A 12,002-nucleotide genomic window follows, 5' to 3' on the forward strand; every position below is an offset into this window, starting at 1 on the left:
GTACTGGATCGCCCGGTCAAGCCGGGCGATGACAGTTGTGCTTCAGGCATCACCGCCCCAACTGCTTCGGATCGTAATAGAACCGCTCTTCGATCAACTGATCGCCCCGCCAGGTCTGCCATGCGATCTCATCCAACGTTCGGATGATGCCTTCGGCATTGGTGAAGCTGAATCTCCAGCGCGTCGCGACATGATCCCCTTCGATCAGGCTCGGCCCAATGCGCACCGCCTTGACCTCCTTGAAGGCTGCCAGCACGCCGCGCTCCTTGGCGGCGAGCTTGTCGCGTCCGACCACGGGATCGCCCTGGTTTTCATAGGTGGCGGCGTCCGGCGTGTAGTAGTCGAGGATCGCCCCGACGAAATCCCCGTCCTCCAATCGTTTGGCAAAAGCTTCGACGACATCACGGCTCGGCATGGTGCACCTCACGAATAAAACCGACTGTTGGTCGGTAAATACCGACCGACGGTCGAAAAGTCAACTGGCTGTCCTCGTCCATTTCGACTACAGCAGACCCATGGCGAAACAGGCGGAGCGGCGGGCTGCGACATCGGAGGCGATCCTGACGGCGGCGCGCCGCCTGTTCGGGACGCAAGGCTTTGTCGCGACGACGATGGACGAGATCGCCGAAGCCGCCCACGTCGCCAAGGGCGCGGTGTATCATCACTTCAAGACCAAGGAGGCGGTGTTCGAAGCGGTGTTCAATGAGGTCTCGCGCGACCTCGTCGCCGAAATCGACAGCACGGCCCGTGCCGAGAAGGACGTGCTTGCCGCGATGGTCGCCGGCACCCAGCATTATTTCGCCGCGACCGCGAAGGGCCCGACCGGCCAGATCATCCTGCGCGACGGCCCGGCCGTGCTCGGCTGGGAGCGCTGGCGCGAGATCGACGCCAAACATTTCGGCGGCAAGCTGCCGCGCGCGATTGCGGCGGCGATGGAGGCCGGCCTGATCGCGCGGCAGCCGGTCGAGCCGCTGGCCCGGCTGCTGCTCGGCGCGGTAACGGAGGCCGCCGTCGCCTGCGCCGGACGCGCCGATATCGCAAGGGCGGGTGCGGAATATGCCCGTGCGTTCAGGTCGCTGGTCGAGGCGCTGCGCGTGGCTGCATGATCGTGCTAAGTGATGATTGGAAACGCCCGTCAACAAAAAGAACAGTAGCGCATGAACGCAACTTCCTCCCTGACACCCTCCGACCCTGAATTCGACTACATCATCGTCGGTGCCGGCTCTGCCGGCTGTGTGCTCGCCAACCGGCTGTCGGCCAACGGCAAGCACAGCGTGCTGCTGCTCGAGGCAGGCCCGAAGGATTCCAACATCTGGATCCACGTGCCGCTCGGCTACGGCAAGCTGTTCAAGGAAAAGACCGTCAACTGGATGTACCAGACCGAACCGGAGCCTGAGCTGAAGGGCCGTCAGGTGTTCCAGCCGCGCGGCAAGACGCTGGGCGGATCGAGCTCGATCAACGGCCTGCTCTATGTCCGCGGTCAGCACGAGGATTACGACAGATGGCGTCAGCGCGGCAACGCCGGCTGGGGCTATGACGACGTGCTGCCCTATTTCAAGAAGGCCGAGAACCAGTCGCGCGGCGCCGATCAATACCACGGCAGCGGCGGCCCGCTGCCGGTCTCCAACATGGTGGTGACCGACCCGCTGTCGAAGGCCTTCATCGATGCCGCGGTCGAGACCGGTCTGCCCTACAATCCTGATTTCAACGGCGCCACCCAGGAAGGCGTCGGCCTGTTCCAGACCACGACGCGCAACGGCCGCCGCGCCTCGACGGCGGTGGCCTATCTCGGCCCCGCCAAGGCCCGTCGCAATCTCAAGATCGAAACTGGCGCGCTTGGCCAGCGCGTGCTGTTCGAGGGCCGCCGCGCGATCGGCGTTGAATACCGTCAGGGCGCCACATTGCGCCGCGCCCGTGCGCGCAAGGAGGTCGTGCTGTCGAGCGGCGCCTACAACTCGCCGCAGCTGCTCCAGCTCTCCGGCGTCGGACCCGCCGACCTCCTGCGCAAGCACGGCATCGACGTCGTGCTGGACGCGCCGGGCGTCGGGCACGATCTCCAGGACCACATGCAAGTCCGCATCGTGATGCGCTGCTCGCAGAAGATCACGCTGAACGACACCATCAATCATCCGCTCCGCCGCACCATGGCTGGCGCGCGCTATGCGCTGTTCCGCAAAGGCTGGCTGACGATCGCGGCCGGCACGGCGGGCGCGTTCTTCAAGACCAGTCCGCGGCTGGCCTCGCCCGACATCCAGGTCCACTTCCTGCCGTTCTCGACCGACAAGATGGGCGAGAAGCTGCACGATTTCTCCGGCTTCACGGCGTCGGTGTGCCAGCTCCGTCCCGAAAGCCGCGGGTCCTTGCGCATCAAGAGCGCCGACCCGACAGTGCCGCCGGAGATCCGCATCAACTACATGTCGACCGAGACCGACCGCACCACCAACGTGGAAGGCCTGAAGATCCTGCGCAAGATATTGCATGCACCGGCGCTGAAGCCGTTCGTGGTCGACGAGTACGATCCCGGAGCGAAGGTGTCCACGGATGCCGAGCTGCTGGACTATTGCCGTGAGCGGGGCAGCACCATCTACCATCCAACCTCGACCTGTCGTATGGGCAATGATGCGCTCGCGGTGGTCGATCAGCGGCTGAAGGTGAGGGGCCTCGAAGGCGTCCGAATCGTCGACGGTTCGATCATGCCCGATCTCGTGTCGGGGAACACCAACGCGCCGATCATCATGATCGCCGAAAAGGCCTCCGACATGATATTGGAGGATGCGCGGTAAACTCGCGTCTTGAGAGGATTTGGGCTTGGCTACGCGATTCAAGATCGGCACACGCAAGAGCGCGATGGCGCTGGCACAGACGGAAGAGATCGCGCGCCGCCTGACCGCCGCCATGCCCGATCTCGACGTCGAGATCGTCAAGTTCGACACCACGGGCGATCTCGACCAGACCAGCAAGCTGTTGCCCCATGGCGGCAAGGGCGGTGCCTTCGTGGCGCAGATCCGCGCCGCGGTGCTGTCGGGCGAACTCCACGCGGCGATGCATTCGCTGAAGGACATGCCCGGCAACGAAGACACGCCCGGCCTCGTGATCGGCGCCACGCTCTCGCGCGATCCTCCCAACGACGCGCTGGTGCTGCGTGACGGCGTGACGCTGGAGGCGTTGCGCCAATCTCGTGGCAAGGGTTTCAAGATCGGCACCAACGCCGTCCGCCGCGCCGCCTATGCGCGGCGGTTGTTTCCGGACGTGGAGATCATCCACTTCCGCGGCGCCGCGGACACGCGCGTGCGAAAACTCGACAATGGCGAGAAGCAGCGCCTGCCGGATGGCGGCGCGGTGGGGCCTGCGGATGCGCTCATCATGGCGCGGTCCGGCCTCGACCGCGTCGGCCTTTCACAGCGCATCGCCTACGAGTTTACCGCAGCCGAGATGCTGCCGGCAGCGGGGCAGGGCATCGTCGCCGTCGAATGCGCCGCGCAGGACTGGCAGACGCGTCGCATCCTCGCATCGATCGACGATCCCGCTGCCCACGCCTGCGCCGATGCAGAGCGCGAGGTGCTGTGGGTGCTGAACGGCCATTGCAATTCGCCGGTGGCGGGCTTTTCGACCATTGCGGGTGATCAGATGTCGCTCACCGCGTCCGTGCTCGATCTCTCCGGCAACACCATCATCGAAGCCTTGCGTTCGGGCCCCGCCAATCGCCCACGCGAACTCGGCCGTGCGGTGGGACTGGATCTGCTGGCCAAGGGCGCCGCGGAGATCATCGAGCGCAGCCGGCCGCGCTAAGTCGGCCGCGAGGCGGGCATCGGTGGATGATGGCATCATGCGCCTGTTTTGCCCGACGGGTCAAATGTTGGCGCGCTCTGATGCGATGACGGCGCACCTGATTTCAGTCCGCCCTAAGTCATTGATCGGGCGTGGCCTCTCTACTGTGCATGGGGTTGTTTTCGCGTTTTTTTGTTTTTCCGCTCCCCAGGCGCAAAATAAATCAGCCCCGAACCCGCTTCAGCATCTGCTCGACATGGGCGATCGGCGTCTCCGGCTGGATGCCGTGGCCGAGATTGAAGATGAACCGCCCTTGCGCGAAATTCGCCAGCGTGTCGTCGACCGCGCGGTCGAGCGCGGCGCCGCCTGTGATCAGCACCAGTGGATCGAGATTGCCCTGAACCGCAACCTTGCTCTGCACGCGCTCGCGGATGAAGGCCGGCTCCGCGGTCCAGTCGATGCTGACGGCGTTGACGCCGGTCGCCTCGACGAACCCGGGCAGTTGCGCACCGGCACCGCGCGGAAAGCCGATGATCTTGGCGTCCGGCACCTTGGCGCGCACGCCTTCGACGATGCGCCGGGTCGGCTCGACCGACCAGCGCGCGAACTCGGAGGGTGGCAGCACGCCGGCCCAGGTGTCGAAGATCTGCAAGGCGTTGGCGCCGGCCGCAAGCTGCGCCAGCAGATATTCGATCGAGTTCTCGACCAGCACGTCAATGATCTCGGCGAACGCCTCCGGATGCCGGTAGGCCATCATCCGCGCCGGGGCCTGGTCGGGCGTACCCTGGCCGGCGACCATGTAGGTCGCCACCGTCCACGGAGCGCCGCAGAAGCCGATCAGCGCGATCTTGGGATCGAGCGCGCTGCGCACGATCTTGAGGGCCTCGAACACCGGCGCGAGCTTGCCGAAATCGGCGTGCTTCGCCAGTGTTGCGACCTTGGCGGGATCATCCAGCGGTTCGAGCCGCGGACCCTCGCCGACCTCGAAGCGCACGGAACGTCCGAGCGCATAGGGGATCACCAGGATGTCGGAGAAGATGATCGCCGCATCGAAGCCGAACCTCCGGATCGGTTGCAGCGTCACCTCGGCGGCAAGCTCCGGGTTGAAGCAGAGATCGAGAAAGCCGCCGGCCTTGGCGCGCACCTCGCGATATTCGGGCAAGTAACGGCCGGCCTGCCGCATCATCCAGATCGGCGGAACGACCTGCCGCGGGCCGGAGAGGACGTCGATGAATGGTTTGGTCGCAGACTGGGGCACGAACGGTCCTGAAGATGGTTAGGGCTCCTGATACACCGCCACGGCCCGAAGCGGAACAGGGGAACCAAGCGCAATTGGGCCGCGTTGACCAGCCAACGGAGGACGAGACCATGGCTGAGACATTCAACCCCGCGCCGCATGACAAGCACGCCGACGATCTGCACGAAGCGCTCGCCGCCGACCGCCACGCCAAGCTCGACGCCGGTCTGAAAGATACCTTCCCGGCGTCCGACCCCGTGAGCGCCGCCCAGCCGACGCCCTCGAAGGCCGATGCGGAGGCCGACAATCCCTCGCTCTGGGACAAGGTTAAGGCGATCTTCAGCTAAGGCGGAGAGCGCCGGATTCCGATAGGTTTGCTAATGCCTTGTTAGCGATGCGCTGATTCCGGCGTCCGTACGACTACGGAAAGCCGGGGACATCACTGCATATTTCTCCCGGTGTTTCAGAGTTCAATAACAGAAGCAGCAGAGTTTCCGGGCATCGGAGAATTCTGCTGCATGAGTGCTGTGACCCAAAGAGCCGGATGGAGCCGCCTGCCGCTGCGGGCGGCTGCGTTCGTCGCGCTGACCTGCGTGGCCATCCTCGGCGTCAGCGGCTGGCGGGAATGGGCGGCCCGCGACGCGGTGCTCAAGGGCGCCGAGGCAGAAATGGCGAACGTTGCGCGCTCGCTGACGCAACATGCCGAGGACAGCCTCGATCTCCTGGATTCAGGCGTCGTCGGCGTCGTCAGCCGGCTGGAGATGGACGGCAGTGAGCCGGCCACGATCGCCAAGCTCCGAAACCTGCTGGAGGCGCGAAAGAAGGCGATAGAGCGCATCCATAGCCTCGCCATCATCGACGAGCGCGGCAACTGGTTGACCTCGCCTGGCACGATCGGCTCGACGCTCAATGACGACGCGTTCTTCCGCTATCACCAGCTCTCGCCGAAACGGGAACCCCATGTCGGCCGCCCCGTGAAGAGCCTGCTCGACGGCGAGTGGGTCGTCACCCTGTCGCGCCGTTTCAACAAGCTGGACGGCAGCTTCGGCGGCGTGGTGCTCGCGACCATCAGCTCGGGATATCTCTCGCATTTCTACGAACAGTTCGAGATCGGCCGCAACAGCTCGGTGGCGCTGACGCACGGCGACGGCCTGATCATCGCGCGTAACCCCAGCAACGACAGGTTCGTCGGTCGCAGCGTTGCCGATACGCCGCTGTTCCGCGATACCGCCTTGCAGCGGCCGGGCGGCGCCTACCATTTCAAGTCGCCGCTCGACGGTGCCGACCGGGTCAGCTTCTTCAAGCGCTCCGGCCGTTATCCGCTGGTCCTGCTCGCCACCGTCGACAAGGCCGAATTGCTGGCGCCCTGGCGTGCTGCGGCGATCTCCCGCATGCTCTACGTGCTCGCGCTGGTCATGCTGATCGCGATCATCGGTGCGGTGTTGGTGCGGCAGCTGCAACGGGGCCAGAGTATGGCGGCCGCGCTGGTCGAGAAGGAAGCGCATTTCCGGCTGCTTGCCGAAGGCTCCAGTGACATGGTGACTCGTATCGGGCTCGACGAGCGGCTGCGCTATGTCTCGCCGTCATCGATTGGCGTCGTTGGCTGGCGCGCCAATCAACTGATCGGTACCCTCGCGCTGGCCGGCATTCACCCGGACGACCGGCCGCAGGTCCAGGCCCTCGTCGACGCCATGAAGCGCGGCGATGCGGAGGAGGCGCGGGTCACCTATCGCAATGTGCACCGGCAGAACTCGGAAGTCTGGCTCGAATCGACCATGCGGGTGACCCGCAAGGAGAATGGCCGCGTCGACGGCGTGGTCGCGATCTCGCGCGACATCACCGAGCAGAAGAAGCTCGAGACCCGGCTCGAAACGCTCGCGATCGAAGACAGCCTCACCGGGCTTGCCAATCGCCGCCGCTTCGATGAACGATTGAAGGAGGAGTGGGCGCGTGCCTATCGCGAGCGCTCCAGCCTCTCTTTGCTGATGATCGACGTCGACCACTTCAAGTCTTACAACGACGACTACGGCCATCCCGCGGGCGATGCCTGCCTCCGGCAGGTGGCCCAGATCATCGCTGCTGAGGCGCAGCGTTCCGGCGATCTTGCGGCGCGTTACGGCGGCGAGGAGTTCGCCATGTTGTTGCCGAACACCGACGCTGCGGGCTGCGCCCTGATCGGCGACCGGATTCGACGGGCGATCCGTGATGCGGGCCTGGTCCACACCAGCAACCATGTGGCTGGCTGCGTCACCGCTTCGCTCGGCGGTGCTGCGTGCCGGCCGGCGCTGGAGCGCACGGCCGGCGTCACCTCGCTGGTCGAGGCCGCCGACCAGGCGCTCTATGCCGCCAAGGAGGCCGGGCGCAACCGGCTGATGATGTCGGGCGAGGTGCGTAACCTTCTTCTCAAGGCGTCCGGTCAGTAAGCCCGCTCAATAATGCGGCGGACGCTCATTGGCGGCTCCCGGCGCATTCGCCTCGGCCTCCTGCAGCCGCTCGCCGAGCTCTGCGATTCTCCGCGTCAGCGCGTCGATCTGCTTCCACTGCGCGGTGATGGTCTGGTTCAGCGTCTCAATCGCGTCGTCCTGATAGGCGAGGCGGGTCTCCAGCGTGTCGATGCGCTCGCCGAGCGTCTTGATCTCATTCGTCACGTGCCGCGTCCTTGTCCCGTTCGCGCAATCCAAATTCTTGCAAACCAAGTTGTTGCAAACCGTGGCCGAGCGCGACACGCTCATCGAACACGAAGCATTCGCCGCGCCAGCGACTCTGAGCCTCCGGCACCTCTTCCAGATATTTGAGAATGCCGCCCTTGAGGTGATAGACCTCGGCAAAGCCGCGCGCGAGCAGGTGTGCGCTCGCCTTCTCGCAGCGGATGCCGCCGGTGCAGAACATCGCGATTCTGCGGTGTCTGGCGGGATCGAGCTGCTCGGCCGCAAAATCTTTGAACTGGCCAAAGCTCCTGATGCCGGGGTCGAGCGCGCCCTCGAACGTCCCCATCGCCACCTCGAAGGCGTTCCTGGTGTCGAGCACCAGCGTATCCGGCGCTTCGATGAGCGCGTTCCATTCGGCCGCATCGACATAGGTGCCGACCTGCCGCGTCGGGTCGGCGCTTTCGTCGCCGAGCGTGACGATCTCCTTCTTCAACCGCACCTTGAGCCGGCCGAATGGCATCGTCTCGGCGGTCGAGAACTTCAATTCGAGATTGTTCAACCTGCCGCCGAACATGTCGCCGTGAGCGAGCTCTTGGGTGAGCGCGTCGATGGCCTCGCCCGCGCCCGCGACCGTGCCGTTGATGCCCTCCTGCGCGAGCAGCACGCTGCCCTTTAGCTCCAGGCCGGCGCAGAACGCGCGCAGTGGCTCGCGCAGCTCGCGGTAATCGGGCAGCGCGGCGAATTGGTAGAAGGCGGCGACCTTGTAAATCATGGCGCCCGTTTAGCAGGCGGGGCTCGCCCGGAAAACCCGCATCGAGCAGCTCTATTCCCGGCGGATGGCAGCCATTTCCCTGGCATGCCAGCCTTGCCCCGGCCGGCCGGAATGTGTCATGTAGGCCCGGTTTTTCCGAGATGGCGCGCCATCCGCACCAGACGCCCAATGAGAGCAGAATTCGATGAGAAACTTCCATTTCCCCGGCAGGTCCACGGTCCACGCCACCAACGCGATGGTGGCGACCTCGCATCCGCAGGCGTCGCTTGCCGCGATCGAGGTGCTGCGCGAGGGCGGCACGGCGGTGGACGCGGCCGTCGCGGGTTCGGCCATTCTCGGCGTGATCGAGCCGCAATCGACCGGCATCGGCGGCGACTGCTTTGCGCTGATCCAGCCGCGCGGCGAGGGCAAGATCATCGCCTATAACGGCTCCGGCCGCGCCCCGAAGGCGGCGAACGCCGATTGGTATCTCGAGCGCAAGATCAACTCCGTGCCGCTGACCTCGGCGCATGCGGTCTCGATCCCCGGCGTGATCGACGCCTTTGCAACCGTCTTGCGCGATCACGGCAAGTTCGGCTTCGACCGGCTGCTTCAGCCCGCGATCAAGGCGGCCGAGGAAGGCTACGTCGTCGCCCCCCGCATCGCCTTCGACTGGAAGAACCAGTTCGAGAAGCTGAAGGCCGGCACCAACACGGAGCGGTATCTGCTGCCGCACGGCAAGCCGCCGGTGGCCGGCGACGTCATCCGCCAGGCCGAGCTCGGCAAGACGCTGCGGGCGATCGCCAAGGACGGCCGCGACGCCTTCTACAAGGGCCCGATCGCGGAAGACATGGTGGAGACCCTGCGCGGGATCGGCGGCCTGCACACGCTCGACGATTTCGCCGCGCACACCACTGAGACGACGACGCCGATCGGGACCATGTACAAGGGCTATGACGTCTGGCAGTGCCCGCCGAACGGACCCGGCCTCACCATGCTGCTGATGCTGAACATCCTGTCGCGTTTCGACCTGACGAAATACGCGCCGCTCAGCATCGAGCGCTTCCACCTCGAAGCCGAGGCCGCGCGCATCGCCTACATGCATCGCGAGCTGCATGTCGCCGATCCCGAGCATATGCAGATCGAGGTCGCCAGGATCCTCGCCAAGGAATACTGCAACGAGCACATCGACAAGATCCGCATGGACGGCATGCTCGACCTGCCGAACGTCGCGCCGCCGATGAACCCGTCGACCATCTACATCACCGTCGTGGACAAGGACCGCAACGTCTGCTCCTTCATCAACTCGGTTGCGCATTCCTTCGGCTCGGCGATCGTCTCGAACAAGACCGGCATTTTGCTCCAGAACCGCGCCGGCGGCTTCCGCATCCAGCCCGGCCACCCGAATTGCATCGCCGGCGACAAGCGTCCACTGCACACGATCATGCCAAGCCTGCTCACCAAGGGCGGCCGTTCCGTGATGCCGTTCGCGGTGATGGGCGGACAATATCAGCCGGTTGGCCAGACCCATGTGGTGACCAACATTCTCGATTATGGCTGCGACGTGCAGGAGGCGATCGATATGCCGCGCGGCCTGCATTATGAAGGTCAGTACCAGCTCGAGGACAGCGTGCCGGCCGCCATTGTCGAAGGCCTGAAGAAGCTCGGCCACAAGACCACCAGCGTCGTCGGTCCGCTCGGCGGCGCGCAGGCGATCTGGATCGACTGGGACAAGGGCACGCTCACCGGCGGTTCCGATCCGCGCAAAGACGGTTGCGCGCTCGGATACTGACCACCGCGCACGGAGTTCCCCGCGCGAGATCAGGAAAAGTTGACGAAGGGCGACGCGGCATTTGCTGCGTCGCCCTTTCTCGTTCGGAACGGAGCTCATTGCTTCAGGTTAAGGGCCGATGAGCGGTGCAGGCGTGCGCTGCTCTTTCTCGAAGCGGCGGAGGCCCTCCATGTCCGAAAAATCAGGTTCCGGACCGTCCGGATTCGATCGGCGCGCCTTCATGGCCGGCGTTGCCGGCAGCGCGCTGGTCCCCATGACGGCGCGTGCGGCCGCGCAGGATGCGAGCGTGTCGGCCGCCCAGGATCCGGCGCTTCCTGTCGATGTCACGCTGCGGGTCAACGGCAAGGACAAGCGCCTGCGCATCGACGCCCGCACGACGGTGCTCGACGCGCTGCGGGAGCATCTCAAGCTCACCGGCAGCAAAAAGGGCTGCGACCACGGCCAATGTGGTGCCTGCACGGTACTGATCGACGACCGGCGCGTGGTGTCGTGCCTGACGCTCGCGCTCGCGGCCGAGGGGCAGGAGATCACCACGATCGAGGGCCTTGCCACCGACGATCATTTGCACCCGATGCAGCAGGCCTTCGTCGACAACGATGCGTTTCAATGCGGCTATTGTACGCCGGGCCAGATCATGTCCGCCGTTGCCTGCGTCAAGGAGGGGCATGCGGGCAGCGAGGCCGACATCCGCGAATACATGAGCGGCAACATCTGCCGCTGCGCCGCCTATCCCAACATCGTCGCCGCCGTGAAGCAGGCCGCGCCCGAGATCATGAAAGGCTAGGCGCATGCGACCGTTTTCGTATCAAAGGGCAACAGACCCCGACATGGCGGTGCAGGCGCTCAGTGCTGCCGCAACTGCGAACAATCCGCTGACGAAGGCTACAGCACAGCCGCTCGCGGGCGGCACCACGCTGATCGACCTGATGAAGCTCGACGTGATGCGGCCCGCCGCGATCGTCGATATCAATCCGCTGGCGCGGGGCTGGTCGGCGATCGAGCCCGGCAGTGACGGCTTGCGGCTCGGCGCGCTCGCGAAGATGTCCGACGTGGCCGCGCATGCCGAGATCCAGCGCCACTATCCGGTGATCGCGAATTCCCTGAAGCTCGCCGCCAGCGCCCAACTGCGCAACATGGCGACGCTCGGCGGTAACGTGATGCAGCGAACGCGTTGCAGCTATTTCCGCGACGTTTCCTATGAGAATTGCAACAAGCGCAATCCTGGTTCGGGCTGTGCCGCCATGGACGGCGTCAATCGCATGCATGCGGTGCTCGGTACGTCCGATCAGTGCATCGCGACCTATCCCGGCGATTTTGCGCAGGCGCTGATCGCGCTCGATGCGATGGTCGAGATTACCGGCAGGTCCGGAACGCGCAACCTGCCGTTTGCGGATTTGCACAAGGCACCCGGCAGGACGCCCGATATCGAGACCACGCTTCGGCCCGGTGAGCTGATCTCTGCGTTCTCCGTTCCCGGCCGCTGGCCGCGCTCGGTGTATCTCAAGGCGCGCGACCGGCAGTCCTACGAGTTCGCGCTGTCGTCGGCTGCGGTCGCGCTCGACGTGCAGGATGGCACGATCAGGGACGCGCGTGTCGCGCTCGGCGGCGTCGCCACCGTGCCGTGGCGGGCGCGCGAGGCGGAGGCGCTGCTGAAGGGACAGAAATTCGACGACGGTCTGGCGCAGCGTGTGGCCGATGCCGCGTTTGCGGACGCCCAAGGCCGCCGGCACAACAGCTTCAAGATCGCGCTCGGCAAGCGCGTGGTGGCGCGCGCGCTCCAGCAGGCCGTAACGATGGAGATCTGAT

General features: G+C 65.3%; 12 protein-coding genes. 8 read left to right on the forward strand and 4 right to left on the reverse strand.

Annotation, left to right across the window (positions count from 1 at the left end; all coding sequences use genetic code 11):
- Positions 1-49: 49 nt before the first annotated feature.
- The gene (locus tag ACFQX9_RS18615; RefSeq protein WP_018455021.1) at positions 50-415 is read right to left on the reverse strand and encodes a nuclear transport factor 2 family protein; all 366 of its coding nucleotides are present in this window, start codon (positions 413-415) and stop codon (positions 50-52) included.
- A 100-nt stretch (positions 416-515) separates the two neighbouring features.
- Between ACFQX9_RS18615 and ACFQX9_RS18620 the strand changes: the two genes are divergently transcribed.
- Genes ACFQX9_RS18620 through hemC form a run of 3 tightly spaced genes read left to right on the forward strand, consistent with a single transcriptional unit; the run spans position 516 to position 3,789 of the window.
- Positions 516-1,106, forward strand: coding sequence for a TetR/AcrR family transcriptional regulator (locus ACFQX9_RS18620; RefSeq protein ID WP_018455020.1), 591 nt, complete (start codon positions 516-518; stop codon positions 1,104-1,106).
- 51 nt (positions 1,107-1,157) lie between these two features.
- Complete coding sequence (locus ACFQX9_RS18625; protein ID WP_377790013.1) at positions 1,158-2,783, forward strand: GMC family oxidoreductase; 1,626 nt, start codon at positions 1,158-1,160, stop codon at positions 2,781-2,783.
- A gap of 25 nt (positions 2,784-2,808) precedes the next feature.
- Complete coding sequence (gene hemC, locus ACFQX9_RS18630) at positions 2,809-3,789, forward strand: hydroxymethylbilane synthase (protein ID WP_247490307.1); 981 nt, start codon at positions 2,809-2,811, stop codon at positions 3,787-3,789.
- Positions 3,790-3,991: 202 nt separating this feature from the next.
- Here the strand turns inward: hemC and hemE are convergent, their stop codons facing one another.
- Positions 3,992-5,026, reverse strand: a complete 1,035-nt coding sequence (gene hemE / locus ACFQX9_RS18635; RefSeq protein WP_085357455.1) for a uroporphyrinogen decarboxylase — start codon at positions 5,024-5,026, stop codon at positions 3,992-3,994.
- A gap of 110 nt (positions 5,027-5,136) precedes the next feature.
- On the opposite strand from hemE, the gene ACFQX9_RS18640 reads away from it, so the two are divergent.
- Positions 5,137-5,352 (forward strand): hypothetical protein, encoded by a 216-nt coding sequence (locus tag ACFQX9_RS18640; protein ID WP_007595236.1) that lies wholly within the window; start codon positions 5,137-5,139, stop codon positions 5,350-5,352.
- 171 nt (positions 5,353-5,523) lie between these two features.
- Entirely contained in the window at positions 5,524-7,428 is a 1,905-nt protein-coding gene (locus ACFQX9_RS18645) for a diguanylate cyclase (protein ID WP_377790015.1), read from the forward strand.
- Positions 7,429-7,434: 6 nt separating this feature from the next.
- Here the strand turns inward: ACFQX9_RS18645 and ACFQX9_RS18650 are convergent, their stop codons facing one another.
- Positions 7,435-7,653: a SlyX family protein gene (locus tag ACFQX9_RS18650; RefSeq protein WP_007606917.1), complete on the reverse strand. Its 219-nt coding sequence runs from the start codon at positions 7,651-7,653 to the stop codon at positions 7,435-7,437.
- The gene (locus ACFQX9_RS18655) at positions 7,643-8,425 is read right to left on the reverse strand and encodes a rhodanese-related sulfurtransferase (protein ID WP_018455015.1); all 783 of its coding nucleotides are present in this window, start codon (positions 8,423-8,425) and stop codon (positions 7,643-7,645) included. Before ACFQX9_RS18655 ends, ACFQX9_RS18650 begins: the two co-directional genes overlap by 11 nt.
- A gap of 184 nt (positions 8,426-8,609) precedes the next feature.
- Between ACFQX9_RS18655 and ggt the strand changes: the two genes are divergently transcribed.
- From ggt to ACFQX9_RS18670, 3 genes are all read left to right on the forward strand, one after another.
- Positions 8,610-10,196 carry a gamma-glutamyltransferase gene (ggt, locus tag ACFQX9_RS18660; protein WP_018455014.1) on the forward strand — a complete coding sequence of 529 codons (1,587 nt, stop codon included), beginning with the start codon at positions 8,610-8,612 and terminating at the stop codon, positions 10,194-10,196.
- 169 nt (positions 10,197-10,365) lie between these two features.
- Entirely contained in the window at positions 10,366-10,980 is a 615-nt protein-coding gene (locus ACFQX9_RS18665; protein ID WP_085349950.1) for a (2Fe-2S)-binding protein, read from the forward strand.
- A gap of 4 nt (positions 10,981-10,984) precedes the next feature.
- Complete coding sequence (locus tag ACFQX9_RS18670) at positions 10,985-12,001, forward strand: FAD binding domain-containing protein (protein ID WP_377790018.1); 1,017 nt, start codon at positions 10,985-10,987, stop codon at positions 11,999-12,001.
- Position 12,002 lies beyond the last annotated feature (1 nt).

The organism is Bradyrhizobium sp. GCM10028915, assembly GCF_042666195.1.
Taxonomy (GTDB): domain Bacteria; phylum Pseudomonadota; class Alphaproteobacteria; order Rhizobiales; family Xanthobacteraceae; genus Bradyrhizobium; species Bradyrhizobium canariense_D.